Source organism: Pseudomonas sp. RIT-To-2, from assembly GCF_029623465.1.
Lineage (GTDB): Bacteria > Pseudomonadota > Gammaproteobacteria > Pseudomonadales > Pseudomonadaceae > Aquipseudomonas > Aquipseudomonas silvicola.
Genome location: NZ_JAPYKM010000025.1, coordinates 71,166 through 92,222 on the forward strand (window position 1 = coordinate 71,166; position 21,057 = coordinate 92,222).

The 21,057-nt window shown below is 64.9% G+C and carries 19 protein-coding genes and 1 riboswitch; of the genes, 14 read left to right on the top strand and 5 right to left on the bottom strand.

Annotated elements, in window-relative coordinates:
• The first annotated feature begins 122 nt into the window (after window positions 1–122).
• Complete coding sequence (locus QBK88_RS20835) at window positions 123–695, top strand: CGNR zinc finger domain-containing protein (protein ID WP_277963535.1); 573 nt, start codon at window positions 123–125, stop codon at window positions 693–695.
• 40 nt (window positions 696–735) lie between these two features.
• Here the strand turns inward: QBK88_RS20835 and QBK88_RS20840 are convergent, their stop codons facing one another.
• On the bottom strand, window positions 736–1,899 hold the full coding sequence (locus QBK88_RS20840) for an MFS transporter (RefSeq protein WP_277963536.1): 1,164 nt from the start codon (window positions 1,897–1,899) through the stop codon (window positions 736–738).
• A gap of 398 nt (window positions 1,900–2,297) precedes the next feature.
• On the opposite strand from QBK88_RS20840, the gene QBK88_RS20845 reads away from it, so the two are divergent.
• Window positions 2,298–3,416: an aromatic ring-hydroxylating oxygenase subunit alpha gene (locus QBK88_RS20845; RefSeq protein WP_277963537.1), complete on the top strand. Its 1,119-nt coding sequence runs from the start codon at window positions 2,298–2,300 to the stop codon at window positions 3,414–3,416.
• Window positions 3,417–3,420: 4 nt separating this feature from the next.
• Here the strand turns inward: QBK88_RS20845 and QBK88_RS20850 are convergent, their stop codons facing one another.
• Window positions 3,421–4,059, bottom strand: coding sequence for a LysE family translocator (locus tag QBK88_RS20850; protein WP_277963538.1), 639 nt, complete (start codon window positions 4,057–4,059; stop codon window positions 3,421–3,423).
• Between the two features lie 154 nt (window positions 4,060–4,213).
• Here QBK88_RS20850 and QBK88_RS20855 point away from each other — a divergent pair, with 154 nt between their 5' ends.
• From QBK88_RS20855 to QBK88_RS20865, 3 genes are all read left to right on the top strand, one after another.
• On the top strand, window positions 4,214–5,740 hold the full coding sequence (locus QBK88_RS20855; RefSeq protein ID WP_277963539.1) for a DHA2 family efflux MFS transporter permease subunit: 1,527 nt from the start codon (window positions 4,214–4,216) through the stop codon (window positions 5,738–5,740).
• 340 nt (window positions 5,741–6,080) lie between these two features.
• Complete coding sequence (locus QBK88_RS20860; RefSeq protein ID WP_277963540.1) at window positions 6,081–6,347, top strand: hypothetical protein; 267 nt, start codon at window positions 6,081–6,083, stop codon at window positions 6,345–6,347.
• Window positions 6,344–7,081: a zeta toxin family protein gene (locus QBK88_RS20865; RefSeq protein WP_277963541.1), complete on the top strand. Its 738-nt coding sequence runs from the start codon at window positions 6,344–6,346 to the stop codon at window positions 7,079–7,081. The genes QBK88_RS20860 and QBK88_RS20865 overlap by 4 nt, the downstream gene beginning before the upstream one ends.
• Window positions 7,082–7,119: 38 nt before the next feature.
• Here the strand turns inward: QBK88_RS20865 and QBK88_RS20870 are convergent, their stop codons facing one another.
• Window positions 7,120–7,521 carry a hypothetical protein gene (locus tag QBK88_RS20870; protein WP_277963542.1) on the bottom strand — a complete coding sequence of 134 codons (402 nt, stop codon included), beginning with the start codon at window positions 7,519–7,521 and terminating at the stop codon, window positions 7,120–7,122.
• A 184-nt stretch (window positions 7,522–7,705) separates the two neighbouring features.
• On the opposite strand from QBK88_RS20870, the gene QBK88_RS20875 reads away from it, so the two are divergent.
• The 4 genes from QBK88_RS20875 to QBK88_RS20890 are packed head-to-tail and all read left to right on the top strand — an operon-like array spanning window position 7,706 to window position 12,738.
• Entirely contained in the window at window positions 7,706–8,158 is a 453-nt protein-coding gene (locus QBK88_RS20875; protein ID WP_268151610.1) for a (2Fe-2S)-binding protein, read from the top strand.
• Window positions 8,159–8,169: 11 nt separating this feature from the next.
• Window positions 8,170–10,362, top strand: a complete 2,193-nt coding sequence (locus tag QBK88_RS20880) for a molybdopterin cofactor-binding domain-containing protein (RefSeq protein WP_277963543.1) — start codon at window positions 8,170–8,172, stop codon at window positions 10,360–10,362.
• A gap of 11 nt (window positions 10,363–10,373) precedes the next feature.
• Entirely contained in the window at window positions 10,374–11,597 is a 1,224-nt protein-coding gene (locus QBK88_RS20885) for a cytochrome c (RefSeq protein ID WP_277963544.1), read from the top strand.
• On the top strand, window positions 11,584–12,738 hold the full coding sequence (locus QBK88_RS20890) for an XdhC/CoxI family protein (RefSeq protein ID WP_277963545.1): 1,155 nt from the start codon (window positions 11,584–11,586) through the stop codon (window positions 12,736–12,738). The genes QBK88_RS20885 and QBK88_RS20890 overlap by 14 nt, the downstream gene beginning before the upstream one ends.
• 103 nt (window positions 12,739–12,841) lie before the next feature.
• Here the strand turns inward: QBK88_RS20890 and pcsA are convergent, their stop codons facing one another.
• Window positions 12,842–13,561: a phosphatidylcholine synthase gene (gene pcsA, locus QBK88_RS20895; protein ID WP_277963546.1), complete on the bottom strand. Its 720-nt coding sequence runs from the start codon at window positions 13,559–13,561 to the stop codon at window positions 12,842–12,844.
• Between the two features lie 109 nt (window positions 13,562–13,670).
• Window positions 13,671–13,904 (bottom strand): hypothetical protein, encoded by a 234-nt coding sequence (locus QBK88_RS20900; RefSeq protein WP_277963547.1) that lies wholly within the window; start codon window positions 13,902–13,904, stop codon window positions 13,671–13,673.
• Between the two features lie 159 nt (window positions 13,905–14,063).
• Between QBK88_RS20900 and QBK88_RS20905 the strand changes: the two genes are divergently transcribed.
• From QBK88_RS20905 to QBK88_RS20925, 5 genes are all read left to right on the top strand, one after another.
• Complete coding sequence (locus tag QBK88_RS20905) at window positions 14,064–14,525, top strand: Lrp/AsnC family transcriptional regulator (protein WP_158154641.1); 462 nt, start codon at window positions 14,064–14,066, stop codon at window positions 14,523–14,525.
• A 306-nt stretch (window positions 14,526–14,831) separates the two neighbouring features.
• Window positions 14,832–16,391: a carboxylesterase/lipase family protein gene (locus QBK88_RS20910; RefSeq protein WP_277963548.1), complete on the top strand. Its 1,560-nt coding sequence runs from the start codon at window positions 14,832–14,834 to the stop codon at window positions 16,389–16,391.
• 41 nt (window positions 16,392–16,432) lie between these two features.
• Window positions 16,433–16,501: riboswitch (Fluoride riboswitch) on the top strand.
• 76 nt (window positions 16,502–16,577) lie between these two features.
• Entirely contained in the window at window positions 16,578–17,873 is a 1,296-nt protein-coding gene (locus QBK88_RS20915) for a voltage-gated chloride channel family protein (protein ID WP_277963549.1), read from the top strand.
• A 169-nt stretch (window positions 17,874–18,042) separates the two neighbouring features.
• Window positions 18,043–19,782 (top strand): ABC transporter permease, encoded by a 1,740-nt coding sequence (locus QBK88_RS20920; protein ID WP_277963550.1) that lies wholly within the window; start codon window positions 18,043–18,045, stop codon window positions 19,780–19,782.
• Between the two features lie 13 nt (window positions 19,783–19,795).
• Window positions 19,796–21,057, top strand: a 1,262-nt coding sequence (locus QBK88_RS20925) for a nitrate/sulfonate/bicarbonate ABC transporter ATP-binding protein (protein WP_277963551.1), incomplete at its 3' end; no start/stop codon positions are given.

Consider the following 21,057-nt stretch of genomic DNA (forward strand, 5'->3'; position numbering starts at 1 on the left):
GCCTCCTGTAACTTGGTAAGTTGATATTTCCGGTTACAGGGCTATTTGCTCAGGCTTTTTGTAACTAGTCAAATTATTTTTATGGGTTACAATGCCCGGACACCTGTCACGAGGAACTGTTGATGAGCGCTGAAACCCCCGCCCCCTTGCTGCTGGCTGACCACCCGGTGCTGGACCTGCTCAACACCCGCATGATGGTTGAAGGGCGTCGTCAGGATCTGCTGACCGACGGCGCTCAGGCGGTGCAGTGGCTGCACAGGGTCGGCCTGCTGTTGGAGGATGTGGGGGGCGAGCCGGATCGTCAGCGCTTGCTCGAACAGCTGCGCACGTTGCGTGACGTGATCGAACCGCTGGTGCTGGCGCGCGGGCAGGGCGTCGTGGCTGACCCGCGGGGCTTGAACGGCTTTCTGCGCAAGGCGGTGGTCCAGTTGGCGTGGACGCATGAGCAGGGTGTCGTGCTGGACCGCAGCCATGACCCCGACCCGGTGACGCGGTGCATCAACCAACTGGCGTTGGAGGCGGCCACGTTACTGGCCGAAGGCGATTTCACGCTGGTCCGCCAATGCGAAAGCCACGACTGTTCGCTGATGTTCTACGACCGCACCAAGTCGCACAAACGCCGCTGGTGCAGCATGGCCGTGTGCGGCAACCGCCACAAGGTGGCGGAGTTTCGCAAGCGGCGCCAAGGCCTGTAGGGGTGTCCCCGATGGCCGCTCGCTGGCAAGGGCAGTGCACTTACCCCTCGCTCAATTCCGCCCGTGAACCCAGGCGCCAGGCACTGCCCACTGCCGTGCACACGAACACCCCCGCGGCCACCGACAACGCCACTGGCAGGCCGACGCTCGAGGCTTGCATCAGCCCGCCACTGACCACCGGCCCCAATACGCTGCCGAGGCCGAACAGCATGCCGGCGCCGGCATTGGCGGTCACCAGGTCCTGGCCACGGAAGCGCTGGCCGATCAGGACGATGGCCAGGGTGTAGGTGCCGCCCGCCGCCGCACCCAGCAGGAACAGCACCGGCCACAGCACCGGGTTGCCGCCCATCAGCCACGCCAGGCTGGCGCCGATGGTCAACACGCATACGCCACAGGCCAGGTGCAGGGCGGTGCGTGGCACGCGGTCGGCCAACCAGCCCAGGGGCAGTTGCAGGCACATGTCGCCCAGCAGGATGACGCTGACCATCAGCGCGGCTTCGGCGGGGCCGAAGCCGCTGTCGGCGGCATAGACCGGAAACAGCGCCAGGATCACGCTATCGAAGAACGAGAAAAACAGCACGCCCATGCACAAGGTCGGTGCCAGGCGCACGAAGCCCAGCAGCGAGAAGCTGCGCGGGCCGTGGTGTTCCTCCCCATGGGCGCGGCCCTCGGGCAGGCCGAACAGGCTCAGGCATGCCAGCCCCAGGGCGATGCTGACGCTGATGACCACGTGCGGGCCCGCGGTGCCCAGCAAGGAAATCAGCAGGGGGCCCAGCATCTGGCTGCCGGTATAGGCGGTGGTGTAGACAGCAATGGACTGGCCGCGACGCTGGTCGCTGCACAGCTCATTGATCCAGGCTTCGCTGAGGATGATCACCACGCCCATGCCCAGTCCCATGGCCAAGCGCAACCCGGCCAGGGCATAGAGCGAGTCACGCAAAGGCTCGAGCAACGCGACGCTGGCCAGGCACAGCGCCAGGCAGGCCTGAAACAACTGGCGGCGGTTGAAACGTCGGGTGAGCGCGGCGCACAGGCTGGCGGCGAGCATCATGCCGACGGCGGGCAAGGCCGAGAGGAGGCCGATCTGCGCGGCACTGGCGCCAGCGTCCAGCAGCCGCAGGGCAGTAAGAGGGGCGGTGGCGCCCAGGCAAATGCCGGCCACGGCGGCGACAAATAGCAGAACAGGCAGGGTCAGGCGATTCATGGGGAATCCACGCAGGCAAATCAACGGCGCGCGCAGGGTCACTGCGTGCGTCACGGGGGCAGCCGGGGCTGGCCGGAAAGATCAGGTGTGGGGGGCGGGCGGTGAGAAGGTGAACGCGAACAGCACGCTGCGGCGACGGCTGAGGCCAGCGTCGGTCATGCAGGGGGGCATTGCCTGAAAGGGGTGGTGGGCACGTGGCATGTGCAAAGTGATCCGCAATACAGGCGCGCACTGTAGGCCAGCGGGGCAGTGGTGGTCAATACTGCTAGCAAACGATACCCTCTGCAGACGCTAGCTGGCGCGCCATGCTTTCCCTGGTGAACCGGTGTGTCTTCAGAATTGGCTTGCCCCGGACCCTGACGGCAAGGCCGCCTATTTATTCCAAGGTACAAGGTTCCATGCTGATCAATCTCTGGTACGTCGTCATGCCCTCGGCGCAGCTGACCGACGGCCTGGCCCCGGTACAACTGCTCGGCCAGCCGTTCGTGGCCTTTCGCGACGAGGCCGGTCATGCCCGCTTGCTGTCAGACATCTGTGTGCACCGCGGCGGTTCGCTGTCGGCCGGGGGCAAGGTCGGCGCCACGGTGCAATGCCCCTACCACGGTTGGCGCTTTGGCGCCGATGGCCGCTGCAGCCACATCCCCGCACAGCCGACGGCACGGGTGCCGGTCAAGGCGCGAGTAGACGCTTACCCTACCGTGGAACGGCATGGGTGGATCTGGGCTTTTCTCGGCGACCTGCCCGAGGCCGAGCGGCCGCCGCTGCCGGCCCTGGACTGGGTCGATGACCCCAACGTACGGGTGGTGGCGGGGCATTTCGACTGGGATGCCAGCTGGGATCGCGTCATGGAAAATGGCCTGGACTTCGCCCACGCGCCTTTTGTCCACGGTTCTACCTTCGGCGACCCCGACCACCCGGAAATCGCCGCCTTCGAAGTGCAGCGCGATACCTGGGGCGGCCAGGCGCAGATGCTCATGCGCCGCCCCGTGCGCAAGGGCTGGTTGCGCCGTCGCCCTACCGGCGAGCACGTCGACGTGGCCACCGTGCCCGGTTTTCACTTCTCCGGCCCGTGCGCCACGCTGCAACTGAGCCCGCGCCCCGGGTGGACCATCCATATTGTCTCGGCGCATGTGCCGGTGGCGGCCAACCGGACCCGCACCTGGTGGATGATGGGGCGTACCTTCCTGCGCTCGCCGCTGTTCGACCGGCGCACTATCGCGAGCAACCTGCGCATCTTCGAGCAGGACCATGAAGTGCTGCGCAAGGTGCGCCCAGAGCGTGTGCCGGACACGTGGCAGCAGGAAGTGTCGGTAAAGTCCGATGGCCTGCAGATCGCCTTTCGTCAGCGGCTTCGCGAGCTGGAGCAGCGTGGCTGGCGCATCGACGAGGCGCGCCTGGCGCGGGAGTTCACCGGCCGCACGGCGTGCGTGGTGCCGGGCCCGGAGCGGCGCGAAGGTGGGGCCTGGGCCATCGAGACGATTCCACTGGTGGCGCTCGACCCCGAACCTGCCGCCTGAGGTTTCACGCCACCTGGCGGCGCATGCTTAAAATGGCGGTGCCGAAGAAAATGAACGTGCTGCCCACCACGCGGCTGACCCAGCGGGCAAAGCGCGGCCGGGTCAAGACGCCCTTGGCCCGCGACGCCAGCGCCGCGTACAGGCTCAGGGAGGTGATCGACAAGCCCATGAAGATCAGCGTCAGTACCAGGAACTGCGCCAGCATCGGTGCGCTTTGATCGATGAACTGGGGGAACAGGGCGGTGAAGAACATGGTCGCCTTGGGATTGCTGGCGGCGGTGAAGAATGCCGACTTGAACAGCTTCGTCCGGGACGGCAGGGGGGCGACGGAGCCGTCGCTGGCCTCGGCCAGCAGGCGCGGCTTGCCGAACAGTTGGCGTGCGCCCAGGTAGAACAGGTAGCAGGCGCCTGCGATCTTCACGGCGTTGAACAGCAGTTCGGAGCTGGCGATGAGCACCCCCAGGCCCAGCATCGCCGCCGCCGACAGGCAGAACAGCCCGCACGCGTTCCCCAGCGACGACCACAGCGTGGACCGTGCGCCGTAAGCGATGCTGTTGTTCAAGGCCATGACGGTGGCGGGGCCAGGGCTGGCGATGGCGATGCTGGCGACCAGGGTGTAGGCGAGGAGCGAGTGGGCGTCCATGTCGGCGTCTTGTTGTGAAGGTGGGGGGCGTGATTCTACCGCGCCCGGCGCAATTGTGCAGTTTGTGCGGAGGTTTGCTCCCTGCCCTTGTCAGACCCAGGGTCGGCAAGGCTAAATCGACGGCCGCGCCTTTACCCCTTGGAGGAACTGCCCGTTGTCTTCCCACCCCCACACCGAATCCGCCATCGCTTCGACCACGAGTAGCAGCCGCCCAGGGTTCTGGCTGCTGGCCTCGCTGCTGGTCGCGATGGTTCTGGCAGCGTTGGACCAGAGCATCGTGGCCACCGCGTTGCCGGTGATCGCCAGCGAAATGAAAGGCATCGAAGGCATGAGTTGGGTGGTGACGCTGTTCATGCTGACGTCCACCATCGGCGCGCCCTTGTATGGCAAGTTGTCGGATCTGTACGGCAAGCGGCCCCTGTTCCTGCTCAGCATCGGCGTGTTCGTCGGGGCTTCGTTGCTGTGCGGCCTGGCCAACAGCATGGGCCAGCTCATTGCGTTTCGCGGGCTTCAGGGCCTGGGCGCTGGTGGGTTGATGACCCTGTCTCAGGTGGTGATCGGCAGCGTGGTCAAGCCCTCCGAGCGGGGGCGTTATCAGGGCCTGTTCTCGGCGGCGTTCGCCGTCAGCGCGGCGGCCGGGCCATTGCTGGGTGGTTTCATCACCACGCAGTTCAGCTGGCGCTGGGTATTCCTGATCAACATTCCCCTGGGAGCGCTGGCCATCGCCGGCCTGATGATCAACCTGCCGGCCATCAAGCGGCGGCCGGACGTGAAGGTCGACTACCGTGGCGCGGCCGTGCTGTGCGTGGCCACCTCGGCCTTGCTGCTGCTCACCCATTCCTTTTCCCAGGCCGGGCAGGTCGACCCGCTGGCTACCTGGGGCCTGGGGTTGCTGGCGGTGGTCGGGTTCGCCGTGCTGTACAAGGTGGAACACAAGGCGCCGGAGCCGATCATCGACCCGCGCCTGTTCGCCAACCGACGCTTCAGTGTGGCGGTGGCGGCGATGGCGGCCATGGCCTTCGCGATGATGGGCTCGCTGGTGTTCATGCCGCTGTACTACCAGGCGGTGCTGCACCAGACCCCTACCGAGTCGGGCATCATGACCTTGCCCCAGGTGGTGATGATGGTGGTCAGCTCGTTCATCGGCGGCGCCATTTCCACCCGCCGGCAAAACCATGCCACCTTGCTGCTGCTGGGCGTGGGCCTGGAAGCGCTGGGCCTGTTCCTGTTGCTGATCTTTGCTCGCCACCAGTTGGGTGCACCGTATTTCCTGCTGGCAATGGGCGTGCTCGGTTCAGGCATGGGCATCGGCATGCCCAACGCCACCGTGATCGTGCAGAATGCCGTGGATCTGAAAGTCATGGGGGCGGCCACGGCGGGCCTGTCGTTCTGCCGTTCACTGGGTGCGGCGCTGGGCGTGGCCGTGGCGGGGGGCATCATGAGCTATACCCTGCGCCATGAACTCGCCCAACTGCCAGCTGCGCTGCAAGGCATGTCGTTGACCTTGCCCCAGGGCATTGGCTCGGCGGTGCAATCGGGCACCGATGTGGCCCAGCTCACCGAGCTGTACCGCACGGCGATCAGCGCCAGCCTGCTGGCCGGTGGTGCGGTGATGACGGTGGCGTGGTTGCTGGTGTTGTGGTTGGTGCTGGGCAAAAAACCTCGCAGCGAGCAGTCCTAGCCGGCGGAAAGCCTGTTGGCGCCAAGTCGCCTGCCTCCCGAGCTGGCGCCCGGTCCCACAGGGTTGTTGCTGGGCGCGAGGCTTGTCCCTGTGGGACCGGGCGAAGCTCGGGAAAAGCGCAACGCGGTTCGACTGCCGTATCGCGTCAAACGGTTAACGTCCTAACCGCTTATCCCGCGCCAGCCGCCGTGCATGCATTTCTGCCATGACTTGGGGTAACCTTTGAGCCAACAGAATCAAACCGTAACAATACCTGCCATTCCTTGTGTCTCAGGTCGATTCTGAATGTGCTATACCATTGCAATTGCCTCCACCTGCATCCTCGTTGACGGAGTTCTCGATGTCTCGCAAACAAAAAACTTCACCCAGTGAAAACCAGATAGCCGTGCAGGAGTCTCGTATACCTGACATTGCGATCAAGGCGTTCAGCAACGCCTTCAAGGCTGCCATCGCTCAAGGTGCAAGTGTGCTCGTGGCCAGGAACGGTGAATTGCTCGAGGTTTCTGAACATGCCCGCACGCCTGTTCGCTCACTGGGTGAATATGGCCATCTGAAAAGCGGCACTCGGTTGAAGATTCGCAGGCAAGAGGATCGGGCCAGTTCTTGAGTACGCCCCGAATACGGATATTTGCGGGTCCGAACGGTTCAGGCAAAAGCACGTTCAATCGGTTGATACCGAAACACCTCTTAGGCCGTTATGTCAATCCAGATGACATAGAGAGGAACATCGGCAGTACCGGCTATTTCGATTTTTCCTCCTATGGGATCGGAAAGCACCAGGCTGAGGTTTTCGAATTTCTTCGCGCCCACCCGGTTCTGAATGTCTCCGCGACTGCGCTGCATAAATTGCAACGGCTCTCCATTGACGGGAACCGTTTGAATTTCGACAAAACTACCATTGATTCGTACGTCGCGTCGGCGTTGTCCGATTTTGTCAGGCGTATGCTCATTCGCGAACGCATAAGCTTTACGTTTGAGACGGTAATGTCTTCCGCAGACAAAGTAGGCCTGCTGCGTGAAGCTCGCGATGCGGGTTACCGGGTATACGTGTACTACGTAGCCACCGCCGATCCTGAAATCAATGTCCGTCGTGTGGCCTATCGGGTTTCTCAGGGGGGCCATAATGTTGCACCTGAGAAAATTCGTACGCGTTATTTCCGCTCGCTCGACCTTTTGTCCGAAGCGATTTTGGTCTCCAACAGAGCTTATGTATTCGATAACTCCGATGAGGGCGAGGGTTTCGCTCAGCTGGCCGAAATAACCGATGGCGAATGTATCGAGATCAAGTCGGACATTCAGCCACCCTGGTTTGACACTTATGTGCTCAACAAGCTGCTCTGATAGGGTCGCGTCATAGCCTGGCCCTGCCGCTATCGATTTTACGCCCCCCGCAACAAGTCATGCTCATCCAGCAGCCGGAAGAAGATCTCAGGCCGCCGCACCAGCGCCCGGCGAATCGCCGCCGGGATTGCTTCGCGAGTCTTGCGGCACAGCCCCGGCTGTTCATCGAATTCAAACACCACTCCGCGCACGCTCCGCACTTCGTTGTGGCCCGGGGTGATGCGTACGCCGATGCCCAGCAGTTCCTGCATTCTGCCGCACAGGCGCTGCAGGTCTTCCAGGCTTTGCAGGTTCTCCAGGCGTTCGATCAGCTTGCGCTCTTCATGCCGGGTCAACTGCAAGATTCGGCAGTCGGCCCCTGGGGTGTCCAGCAACTGCCCGTGCCCGCAAATGCAGGCGGCAGGGGGGCAGGGTTGGCGGGTCGGGGCAGGGCTGGTCATGGCTCCAGCATAGCCAGTGGGCATTGGCTTGCACAATGCTGCGGATTGTTTGCGTGATCGTCCGGAAAAAGCACGTCAGTGCAATATTGCGTTGTATACGCTGCTAAAGTTCTAGACTGCTTGCGTACTGCCCGGCCAACGTAGCCCGGCAGGCGCCACCGTGATTGCCGTAGAAGAGGAAGCCATGCACAAACTGACCATCAATGGGCAGGAGCACGCCGTCGACGTGCCTGCCGATATGCCATTGCTGTGGGTGCTACGCGATGTGCTGGGCATGACCGGCACCAAATATGGCTGCGGTATCGCCCAGTGTGGCGTGTGTACCGTGCACCTGGATGGCCAGGCCGTGCGCTCGTGCGTGCTGCCGGTCAGCGCCGTGGAAGGCCACGCCATCACCACCATCGAAGGGGTCGGCGAGACCCAGGTGGGCGCCCAGTTGCAACAAGCCTGGCTTGAACATGAAGTAGTGCAGTGCGGTTACTGCCAGCCGGGGCAGATCATGGCCGCGGCAGCGCTGCTGCACAACCACCCGCAGGCCGACGACGAGCAGATCGTCACGGCGATGACCGGCAACCTGTGCCGCTGCGCGACCTATACCCGCATCCGCGCCGCGATCAAAAGCGTCAGCCAGGCCTGAGGAACAATCTGATGAAAACCGCCACTCCCCCGGGTACAGTGCTCTCTCGCCGTGGCTTGCTCAAAAGCAGCGCGCTGACCCTCGGCGGCCTGGTGCTGAGCACCTGGCTGCCACCGATGGTGGCCCGTTCCGCCGCCGCCGAGGCGGTGGCCCCGGGCCGCCCGGGTACGCCGAATTTCGAAGGCTTCGGCGCATTCGTGCAGATCGCCGAGGACGGCAGCGTGCGCGTCATCTCGCCAAAGATCGAAATGGGCCAGGGTGCCCAGACGGGCATCGCGATGATGGTCGCCGAAGAACTGGAGGTGGGCCTGGACCAGGTGCATATCCAGGAAGCGCCACCCAATGGCGCGCTGTACACCGACACCATCCTGCAATTCCAGGCCACCGGTGGTTCGTCGTCCACCCGCTTCACGTGGGAGCCGCTGCGCAAGGCGGGCGCTACGGCGCGTATTCTGCTGACCCAGGCCGCCGCCCTGCGCTGGAACGTGGCCCCCAGCCAGTGCCGCGCCGAACAAGGCCAGGTGCACGGCCCCCAGGGCCAGGTGCTGGGCTACGGCGCGCTGGCCAACGCGGCCGCGCAGTTGCCGCTGCCCACCGAGGTGCCGCTCAAGGCCATGGGCGACTTCAAACTGCTGGGCACCGCGGCGCGGCGCCTGGACACCCCGGACAAGGTGATCGGCAAGGCGCAGTTCACCATCGACCTGCAGGTGCCAGGCATGCGCATCGCATCGACCCTGACCTGCCCGGTTCACGGCGGTACGCTCAAGGCGCTGGAGGAGGGCGATGCCCGTCAGGTGCCGGGCGTGCGCGACATCATCAAGCTGAACAACGCGGTGGCGGTGATTGGCGACCATTTCTGGGCGTGCCAGCAGGGCCTGAAGGCCTTGCGCATCGACTGGGACTACGGCGCCAACGCCGACGGCCACTCGGCATTGCTGGACAAGGCGTTGCTGGCCGCCAGCAGCCGGGACGGAGTGGTGGCCCATGAGGCCGGCGACATCGCCAACACCCTGGCCTCCGCCAGCAGCCGCTTTGAAGCGGTGTACGAACAACCGTTCCTCTCGCACTCGCCGCTGGAGCCCATGGGCTGCGTGGCGCACGTACGCGCCGATGCCTGCGAGTTATGGGTGGGCACCCAGGCGCCAGTGTTCGCGCAAATGGGCGCGGCGAAAATCAGCGGCCTGCCGGCTGAAAAAGTCATCATCCACAACCAGTTGATCGGCGGTGCCTTTGGCCGCCGCCTGGAGTCGGACTTCATCTTCCAGGCGGTGGACATCGCCCGCCAGGTCGACTACCCGATCAAGCTGGTGTGGAGCCGCGAAGAGGACATGACCCACGACCTGTACCGCCCCCATTACGTGGACCGCCTGAACGCGGCCCTGGACGATGATGGCAAGCTGCAAGGCTGGGAACACCGGATTGCCGGCGCCTCGGTGATCGCCAGTTTCGTGGGTGCCCTGCCGCCCAACGGCGTCGACGCCGACGCGGTGGAAGTGGCCATCGAGCCTGTCTACCAGTTGCCGCACCTGAAGGTGCGCTATATCCGCGAAGACCCCAAGACCATTCCCGTGTCCTGGTGGCGCGGGGTGGGCCCGTTGCGCAGTACCTATGCGCTGGAGTCGTTCGTCGACGAGCTGGCGCACCGTGCCAAGGCCGACCCCGTTGCCTACCGCGAACAATTGATCGCCACGCAGCCTCGCGCGCTGGCGGTGCTCAAGCGCGCCGCCGACGCGGCTGACTGGCACACGCCGCTGCCCGCCGGGCAGGGCCGTGGCATTGCCGTGAGCGCGGTGTTCGGCAGTTTCATCGCCACCGTGGTGGAGCTGGAAATGCAGGGCGAGCGTGGGCTGCGGATCAAGCGCTTGGTGTCGGTGATCGACTGTGGCTTTGTCAACAACCCCACCTCGGTGACCTCCCAGGTGGAGGGCGGCACGCTGTTCGGCCTGTCGGCAGCGCTGTTCAACGAGATTCTGGTGGAGAACGGCCGGGTGCAGCAGAACAACTTCAACGCCTACCGGCAAATCCGCATGAGCGACGCGCCACCGGTTGAAGTGCACCTGATGCCCAGCCTGGAGGCCCCCGGCGGTGTCGGCGAAACTGGCGCGGTGCCGGTGGCGGCAGCCCTGGTCAACGCCCTGCACGCGGCCAGCAATGCCCGCGTGCGCCGCTTGCCCCTGAGCCGCTCCGGCTACTACACCGTTTGAGGAAGGCTGACATGACGTTTATCAAACTGGCCCTGGCCGCCACCCTCGCGACGGCGTGCCTCACGGCGCAGGCCGCGGACCCGCAATGGGTCGCCAAAGGCGAATACCTGACCCGCGCCGCCGACTGCGAGGCCTGCCACACCACTCCTGGCGGCAAGCCGTTCACCGGCGGCCTGGCGTTCCAGTTGCCGTTCGGTACCCTCTACTCACCCAACATCACCCCAGACCCGGCCACCGGCATTGGCGCCTGGAGTGACGACGAGTTCGTCAGTGCTCTGCAGAAAGGCGTGGGCAAGGACGGCAAGCATTACTACCCTGCGTTCCCGTACACCTCCTACACCCTGATGCCTCGCGAGGACATCCTGGCGATCAAGGCGTACCTGTTCAGCCTGGCGCCGGTGGACCAGCCGCCCAAGGAGAACGACATCGGCTTCCCCTTCAACCAGCGTTGGGGCATGGCCATCTGGAACCTGATGTTCGCTGCAAACGAGCGCTTCGTGCCTGACCCGCAACAGTCGGCCGAATTCAACCGGGGCGCCTACCTGGTGCAGGGGCCGGGGCACTGTGGCGAGTGCCATTCGCCGCGTACGCTGTTCCAGGCGGTAGACACCGGCAAATCACTGGCGGGCGCGACCATCGGCAACTGGCAGGCCTACAACATCAGTTCCGACCCGCGCTACGGCGTCGGCGGCTGGCCGCGCGAGGTACTGACCCGTTACCTGGCCACCGGCGAGGCGCCGGGCTACGCCATGGCCGGTGGGCCCATGAGCGATGTGGTAGAGCACAGCCTGCGTTTCCTGACCCCCGCCGATATCCAGGCGGTGGCCGTGTACCTGCAAGGCGCCGCCGCCAGGCCCGAGGGCATCACGCGGCCCAAGATGGTGGTGAACGAGGGGCCGCTGGCGCCCGGTGACGGCCTGGGCCGCAAGGTGTTCGTCGACGCCTGCGCTGGCTGCCACCGCCTGGACGGCCAGGGCAACCAGAGCCCCGTGGCGACCCTGGGCGGGCTCAAGACTCTCAACGATCCGCTGGGCACCAACCTGATCGCCGTGCTGTTGGCCGGGCACTATCCGGCCACGTTCGGGTCGCAACAGAAGATGCCTGATTTTGCCCATAGCTACAGTGACAAGGAGCTGGCCGCCGTGAGTACTTTCGTTTTGCGCCGCTTCGGTGAGAGCGACGCACGCATTACCCCGCAACAAGTGGCCCGGAGCCGTAGCAGTGCCCTGCATTGATCGTCTGCTGGCCGCGGTAGACGCCAGCCTGGGTGCCGGTACCGAAGCGGTGCTGGCCACGGTGGTCAAGGTCCGTGGTTCAGCCTACCGGCGCCCGGGCGCGCGCATGGTGATCCCGCTGCTGGGCGCGCCCAGCGGCACCGTCAGCGGCGGCTGCCTGGAAAGCGAAGTGGCGAAGAAAGCCTGGTGGCTGAGTGAACGCGGGCCCAAGGTCGTGGCCTACAGCACCGCGGCCGATGAGGACGACCCCCTGGACGAAGCGGCCCTGAGCTTCGGCCTGGGCTGCAACGGCACCGTGTATGTGCTCATGGAACGCCTGCAGCAGACCGAGGGGTCTATATTGCTCGCCACCCTGCGGCAGGTGCGCGATACCGGCCAGTCGGCAGCGTTGGCCACGGTCATCGCCAGTGACGGCCCCTTGGCGGTGGGCACCCGCATGGTGCGCCACGGCAACTGGGGCTACCCGGCGCTGACGGCTTTGGTGGCGCACGCGCTGGCCGATGTACAGCGCCTGGGCAAGTCGGCGCTGCGCCGGTACCGGGGGGAGTGGGGTGAGGTCGAAGTGTTCCTTGAATATCTGGCCCCGGCCCGACGCCTGGTGGTGTTCGGTGCCGGTCACGACGCCCAGCCGCTGGTGCGCATGGCCAGTCTGTTGGGCTGGAAGGTCACGGTGGTGGATGGTCGTGCGCATTTCGCCCGGCAAGAGCGCTTTCCGGAAGCAGAGGCAGTGATCTGCGCCGACGCCCGGGCGCCCCTGGCCTTCGCCGACCGCCTGGACGGCGCGGCGGTCGCCATCATGACTCACAGCCTGAGTCAGGATTTTCATTGGCTGCGCGCGGCACTGGGTAGCGGGGCCGCCTACATCGGCCAACTGGGCCCCCGTGACCGCACGGAGCGCCTCCTGGCTGACATGGATGAACCGCCGTTGGCGGCACTGGAGCGCTTGCACTACCCCATGGGCCTGGACCTGGGTGGCGACAGTCCGGAAAGCGTGGCGATGGCCATCCTTGCCGAGATCACGGCGGTGTTCAACGGCCGTCAGGGTGGCCCGTTGAAGGGCCGCCAGAAAAGCATTCACGACGTCGAGCCTTCGGTGTTGCACGCGGACATGGCCGCGCAAATCCGCGTCCCGTCCCCGTAACAGCGGACCTGGCCGCGTCGGCGGTGCAGGCGGTGGCCCTGATGCTGCGCGGTATCAGGGACGCGGCCAGGTCCGCCGCAGATCGATTCAGGGGCAGCGTGAGTCACGCATCCGAGCGCCCGAACCACTCCAGCGCCGTGCGCCATACGCAGACGCCCAGGAAGTAAGCCGACATCAGCAGCCACACCGTCATCACCAGTGGGTTGATAGCAGGGTGGTCGTGCACCAGCGACAGGCTGCACAGCAGCCAGATGGCGGTGACCGCGATGTTGATGGGCATGAAACGCTTCACGCGGAACGGGTGCAGAAACTTCATGCGCGTGACGGTCAGCAGCGCCAGCACCACGATGGTCAGCAGCGTCATCCACGGGGAGGGGGTCAGGGTATACAGGCACAGGGCAACCACGTTCCAGGCCGCGGGGAAGCCCTGGAAGTAATTGTCCTTGCTTTTCATCTCCACGTTGCAGAAGCAGAACAGCGACGACACCAGCATCACCGAAGTGGCGACCAGGGCGGTGTATTCGGGCAAGGGGATGTAGCGGTAGATGAACAGCGCCGGGATGAACACATAGGTCAGGTAATCGATGACCAGGTCCAGCACTGAGCCATCAAAGTGCGGCAACACGGTCTGCACATTCACCCGGCGCGCCAGGGAACCGTCGACGCCGTCGACGATCAGCGCCACGCCCAGCCATATCAGGCAGGCCTTGGGCTGGTTTTCGAACAGCGCCAGCGTCGCCAGCAGGGCAGTGACCACCCCGGTGGCAGTGAAACCATGGGCGCCCCAGGCTTTGAGCCTGGCCAGGTGCAAGGTCGAGATCACGAAACAGTCTCCAGCAGGAAGAGGGCAGCGGTGCGCTGGCTGCACCTGTCGACCGGGCGCGGACGGCAAGGTTCAGTGGCGTGATCTCAGGATAGGCAATTTCCAGGGCTCAGAGCGAGGCCCGAGTGCTCTGATGCGCTTGCAGGATGGCATTGAGAAAGCGGAAAGGGTCGTTCAGGCCAACCACTTCACTGCTGAAATGGCGGCTGGTCTGGGGCATCAGCACGGCGGCATAGCGCGGGTCGTTGATCAGTTCTGGCGAGCGGCGTGGCACGGCGTGCTGGCGGAACAGGTTCTTGCCGAAACAGGGGAAGGTGACATTCAGGGTGACGACCTGGGACATGGCGGTGACTCCGACGCGAGAGGGCGTGGGGCCAGTTATACCAAGCGAACCTGAAGGGCACCTGAACAGCACAGACCGCTGGTCGACCTGCAAAAATAACCTGTCAAAGCCGTGCGCGGACGAATAATATTCGTCGCTACCTTCTTTTCAGGACACCTCATGGACAAGCTTGACCGCGCCATCCTCGACATTCTGCAAGTGGACTGCACGCGGTCGGTCAGCGACATCGCCGACCAGGTGGGCCTGGGGAGTACCGCGTGCTGGCGCCGTATCCAGAAAATGGAAGAGGCTGGCATCATTCGCGCGCGGGTAGCGCTGCTCGATGGCCGGCAATTGAACGTGGGCGTGGTGGTGTTCGTATCGATTCGCACCACCCAGCACAACGCCGAATGGATCGAAGGCTTCCACCAGGCCGTTGCCGGTATCGAGGAGGTGGTGGAGGTGTACCGCATGGCCGGCGATACCGACTACCTGCTGCGTGTTGCCGTGCCGGATGTGGCGGGGTACGACGCGGTGTACAAGCAACTGATCCGCATACCCGGGTTGTCGGATATCAGCTCGAGTTTTTCCATGGAGCAGATCAAATATTCGACACGATTGCCGCTGCGATACGCCCCCTAGATGACGGTGGGCGGCGTGTCAGCTGCGGCGCGGTGCGCCGTTCCCGAGCTTCGCCCGGTCCCACATGGCCCCCTCGCCACCGCAGCTACCACCCTGTGGGACCGGGCGCCAGCTCGGGAAGCAGGCGCCGCGGTGTTTCAGGTGCCACGCGTTGGGCCCTCCCGACCTTCGCGGGCCCCGGACCCTTGGGGAGGAGCCCAACCGCAAAGCGTTCGCTGATCGCCCTCAAACCCATCATTCATCTGTTTAATAATTAGCCAGCTACCTACTCTTGTTGGGAACAATAACAAGCAAGGAGCTGCACCCATGCCGGCCGATTCATCCCGCCGTCTGTTTCTTCAGCAAGGCCTGACCCTGTCCGCCAGTGCCCTGCTGCCCTCCCTGAGCTGGGCGGATGCCACCCCCGCCACCCGCGTGACCGTTGCCCAAGGCGTGCTGCAAGGTACCCAGGACCCCGACGGTACCCTCGTCTGGCGCGGCGTACCGTTTGCCCGCCCGCCGCGGGGCGAGCTGCGTTTCAAGGCGCCCCAGCCCCTGCAAGCCTGGCACGCCCCGCGCCTGGCCGACGCCTATGGCCCTTGGGCCGTGCAGCAGCCGTACCCGCCCGTGGCGCAAGAAAAACCCAAAGGCGACGAGGACTGCCTGTACCTGAACGTCTGGGCCCCGGCACGCGCCGCCAGCCACAAACGCCCCGTGATGGTGTGGTTTCACGGTGGCGCCTTCGTGCTGGGTAGCGGCGCAGATCCACGCTTCATGGGCGCCGACTACGCCAACCGCGGTGACCTGGTGTTCGTGACCCTTAACTACCGCATGGGCGGCTTCGGGTTTCTGGCGGTGAGCGACGAACCGGGGGCCGCCAACCTCGGCCTGCTGGACCAGATCGCCGCCTTGCGCTGGGTACGCGACAACATCGGTGCCTTTGGTGGCGACCCGGGGAATGTCACGCTGATGGGCGAATCCGCCGGGGCCATGTCCATTGGCTGCCTGCTGGGTGCTCCGGCCGCCAAAGGTCTGTTCGCCCGGGTGATCATCCAGAGTGGCGGCGCGCGGCCCTTGTTCGACGGTGACGAGCCCGCCCAGGTCTTGCGGCAGGTGCTGAAGGTGGCCGGCCTGGCGGACGACCAGGCGCACCGCCTGCAAGACCTGCCGGTGGCCGAACTCAATAACCTGTTCATCCAGGTGGCGGCACGGTCCAACACGCCATTGCTGGGGGGCGAGGCGTACCACCCGGCCGTGGACGGCAGCCTGCTGCCGCGTCACCCGCTGGAAAACCTCACGCCCGTGCCGGCACTGATCGGCCATTGTCGTGACGAAAGCGGGTTGTTCGTGGCGGGCAAGGCAGTCAACCTGCTTGAAGGTCTGCCAGCGCGGGTGCGTGCCAAGGTCGGCGAAGCCACCTGGGCCAAACTGGTGGCGACCTACCAGCGCACCACGGCGCCCGGCGGCGATTGGCAGCGCGAATTGTTCAGCGACACCTTCGTCGGTGTCCCGGCGCTGCGTTTGGCCGACCGCCTGGTGGCCGCGGGCGCGCCAGTGTGGGCCTACCGTTTCGATTACGCCCAGGCCGGCCCCTACGGTCCGTGCCATGGTAGCGACATTCCCTACACTTTCGGCCTCGGCCAGCCGGGCAAGGGGCCGGGTAGTTTCAGTGCCTCGGAACGGGCGTTGTCGGAACAGATGCGCGACAGCTTCATTGCCTTTGCCCGCACCGGCAACCCACAGACGGCCGCCTTGCTTACCTGGCCACGCCACGACGAGCAGTACTTGAGCTACCTGCGCTTCGACACCCCCGTGACCCTGGCCCACGACTACCTGGGCCACGCACGCCGAGCGGCCTGGCAGCCTGCGCCATTGACGGCGCTGTAGCCGGCAGGGGAGGTTTTACTTCCCCTGGTCATCTGGCTATGATGGCCAACGGAGATGGCATTCCTCCCTGAACCGCCGCGCTGGCCGCAGCTGATGATGCCTGCAGACACCTGATCACCGGGGCTGTAGGCGTACGCGCAATAACTCCCTTCTGGTCAGGCACTCTTCTTTCCTGGTGACTGACCCATGTCCAGACGCACACGTTTTGAACAACTCGACCTGTTGCCCTACATCGGCAAGTGGCTGCTGCTCGCCAGCCTGGTCGCCCTGCTGGCCGGCTCTGCTTCGGCGTTCTTCCTGTTTTCCCTGGACTACGTCACCGGCGTGCGCGAAAGCCACCGCTGGCTGATCTGGTTGTTGCCAGTGGCCGGGTTCGTGGTGGGCTGGATCTACTACCGCCTGGGCAAGACGGTGGAGGCAGGAAATAACCTGCTCATCGACGAGATCCATGACCCCAGGAAAGTGGTGCCCCTGCGCATGGTCCCGCTGGTGCTGGGCGGCACGCTGGTGTCGCACCTGTTCGGCGCTTCGGTAGGCCGGGAAGGTACCGCGGTGCAGATGGGCGGGGCCCTGGCTGACCAGTTGACGCATCTGCTGCGCCTGCGCCGCGAAGACCGGCGCATCATTCTCATGGCCGGCATCAGTGCCGGTTTTGCGTCAGTGTTCGGTACGCCCCTGGCCGGTGCGGTGTTTGGTCTGGAGGTGCTGGCTATCGGGCGCCTGCGGTATGACGCACTGTTCCCCTGCATGATAGCCGCCATCGTCGCCGACCAGGTGGGGCTGCTGTGGGGCGTGCAGCACACCCATTATGCCATCGGCGAGATCGCGCCAGTGCAGGGCTGGAGCGTGCTGGCGGTGCTGATCGCCGGGGTCATCTTCGGCCTGGCGGGCTTGCTGTTCGCCACCGCTACCCACCGCCTGGGCGCGCTGGTCAAGCGGCTCATCGCCTACCCGCCGTTGCGACCGTTCGCCGGTGGGGTAGTGATTGCCGTGGCCGTGTGGGCGCTGGGTGCCTACGACTACATCGGCCTGGGTATCCCCGGCATCGTGCGTGCCTTCGAGATGCCGGTAGCCCCTTGGGACTGGTTCGGCAAGCTGGCGTTCACCGTGGCGTCCTTGGGGGCGGGCTTCAAGGGCGGCGAAGTGACCCCGCTGTTCTATATCGGCGCCACCCTGGGCAACGCATTGGCGCCGTTGCTGCACCTGCCGTTCGCCATGCTGGCGGGCATCGGTTTCGTCGCGGTGTTCGCCGGCGCTGCCAACACGCCGCTCGCCACCATCATTATGGCCATGGAGCTGTTCGGTGCCGACATCGGGCCGCTGGCGGCCATCGCCTGTATCGCCAGTTACTTGGTGTCGGGCCACACCGGTATCTACAACGCCCAGCGTATCGGCCATAGCAAACAGCGTGGGCGAGGGTTGCCCGAAGACTTGCGGTTGGGGGAATTGAAGCAGTATCGAGAGCAAGAGCGACGCAAATAGCTGCCTGCGCCACCCCGAGCAGGGGCCCACAAGGCTGGCTTGCGATCTGTTTTTGCACAATCCTGAACAATCCACAAACACAACGCTGATTTTGCGCCACTGTAACAATCCTGAACCTATACTCCGCGTCGATGCCGTTTGCCACGCTTCGACTGCCGGAATCTGCCCCATGAACAAGATCTTGCGCCACTATCTTCCGGCTTCAACGCTGCGAATGCTGCCCAACCGCTGGGACCTCATGGCTTTGCCGCTGGTGGTCGGTTTTCTGCTGTTCTTCTCCATCGGTGCCCACCAGACCTGGGCGCCGATTTCCACCCTGCAGAGCCAGGCCATTTCCCTGGACCCCGCCGACCTGCCCGAGTACGCCGTGCGCACCACCCTGCGCATGCTAGCGGCCATGGCCGCGTCGCTGGTGTTCACCTTGCTCTACGGCACCCTGGCCGCCAAGAGCCGGCGCGCCGAGAAGTTGCTGGTGCCGGTGCTCGACATCCTGCAGTCGGTGCCGGTGCTGGGGTACATCTCGTTTACCGTGACGTTCTTCCTGTTGCTGTTCCCCGGGCGGGTGCTGGGCGCAGAATGCGCGGCTATTTTCGCCATTTTCACCAGCCAGGCGTGGAACATGACCTTCAGCTTCTACCAGTCCCTGCGCATGCTGCCCCGGGACCTGGAAGAGGTGGCCAGCAACCTGCAACTGTCGGCCTGGCAGAAGTTCTGGAAGCTCGATGTGCCCTACGCCATCCCTGGCCTGGTGTGGAACATGATGATGAGCATGTCCGGCGGCTGGTTCTTCGTGGTGGCCTCCGAGGCTATCACCGTGGGTGACCAGACCATTACCCTGCCGGGCGTGGGGGCCTACCTGGCCACGGCCATCCTGCAGCGCGACATGGCGGCCGTGGGCTATGTGATCCTGGCCATGGTGGTGGTGATCCTGCTGTACGACCAGTTCCTGTTCCGCCCCCTGGTGGCCTGGGCTGACAAGTTCCGCATGGAAAACACGGCCTCCCAGGCTGGCGCCCCGGAGTCCTGGGTACTGAACCTGATCCAGCGCACGCGCCTGGTGCAGCGCCTGCTGCGGCCCGTGACCCGGACCATCGGGCGCCTGGGCAACCGGCGCTTCAGCCTGCCGCGCAGCCGACGCAAGGCCGCACCCAGCGCACGCGCCTCGCAACTGGTGGACTGGCTATGGAACGGCGCCATCGGCGCGCTGACCCTCTATGCCTTGTGGCATATCATCACGTACGTGGGCACCGAGGTCGGCCTGGATGAATGCGTGCATGTGCTGGGCCTGGGCCTGATCACGCTGGTGCGGGTGATGCTGCTGATCGCCGTGGCGTCGCTGATCTGGGTACCGCTGGGGGTGATGATCGGCCTGCGGCCCAAATGGGCGGAAAAGGTCCAGCCTCTGGCGCAATTTCTCGCCGCGTTCCCGGCCAACCTGCTGTTCCCGGTGTTTGTCATCGTCATCCTGCGTTACCAGTTGAACCCGGACGTGTGGCTCAGCCCGCTGATCGTGCTCGGCACCCAGTGGTACATCCTGTTCAACGTGATCGCAGGGGCCAGCGCGTTCCCCAACGACTTCCGCGAAGCGGCGGCCAATTTCCACATTCGTGGGTGGCAATGGTGGCGCACGGTGATGCTGCCGGGGATCTTTCCGTACTACGTTACCGGTGCCATTACCGCCTCGGGTGGGGCCTGGAACGCCAGCATCGTGTCGGAGTTTGTCGCCTGGGGCCAGGACAAGGTGGTGGCCCACGGGCTGGGCGCCTACATCGCCGAAACCACGGCGGCCGGCGACTTTCCCAAGATCACCCTGGGGGTGGTGGTGATGTCGCTGTTCGTGGTGCTGTTCAACCGCGTGGTGTGGCGCCCCCTGTATGCCATCGCCGAAAACAAGTTGCGCATGAATTGAAGGGAACCCGCAGATGAATACCTTGAATGAACACCCCGGCAACAGCGCGCCGATTTTTTCCCTGAGCAACGTGAGCCGCGGTTTCGGCAAGGGCAAGGAAGCGCACCAGGTACTGAGCGACGTCGACCTGGTGCTGCGCGAAGGCGAGATCGTCGGGTTGCTGGGCCGTTCGGGCTCGGGCAAGTCGACGTTGCTGCGCATCATCGCCGGCCTGATCGAGCCCAGCGCAGGTGATGTGCGCTACCGTGGCGAGCCGCTGGAAGGCCCGGCGGAAGGGGTGGCCATGGTATTCCAGACCTTTGCGCTGTTCCCCTGGCTGACGGTGCTGGAAAACGTGGAGGCCGGTTTGCATGCCTTGCAGGTTCCGCGCAAGGAGGCACGCCAGCGGGCGCTGGCGGCCATCGACCTGATCGGCCTGGACGGCTTCGAAAACGCCTACCCGCGCGAGCTGTCCGGCGGCATGCGCCAGCGCGTGGGCTTTGCCCGGGCGCTGGTGGTCAACCCGACACTGCTGCTGATGGACGAGCCGTTCTCGGCCCTGGACGTGCTCACCGCTGAAACCCTGCGCACCGATTTGCTCGACTTGTGGAGCGACAAGCAACTGCCGATCAAGTCGATCCTGATCGTCACCCACAACATCGAGGAAGCGGTGCTGATGTGCGACCGTATCCTGGTGCTGTCCTCCAACCCGGGCCGGGTGGTGGCACAGATCAAGGTGCCGTTCGCCCACCCGCGCAACCGTCTGGAACCGCGCTTTCGCAACATGATCGATGACATCTACGCGTTGATGACCGACCGCCGCAGCGCCGACGCCAGCAAAGGCCGCGCCGAGTTGAAAGTCGGCAGCCAGTTGCCGGACGTGTCCACCAACCTCATGGCTGGCCTGATCGAGGCCCTGGCGGCGGAGCCCTACCACGGCCGCGCGGGCATGGCGGTGGTTGCCGAGCGTTTGCTGCTGGAGGTGGACGACCTGTTTCCCGTGGCTGAAATGCTGGAACACCTGGGCTTCGCCGAACTCAAGGGTGCCGATATCAGCCTGACCGAGGCCGGCAAGCTGTTCGCCGACTACGGCACCCAGGAACGCAAGGCGCAATTCGCCGATCACCTGGTGCGCAACGTGCCCCTGGCAGCACGCATCCGCCTGATCCTGCAGGAACGCCGCGGCCACCGCGCCCCGCGGGTGCGGTTCGAGCAGGAGCTGGAAGATTCGTTGAGCGAAGTGTTCGTGGAGCAGACCTTGGAGAGCGTGATCAGTTGGGGGCGCTACGCGGAGAT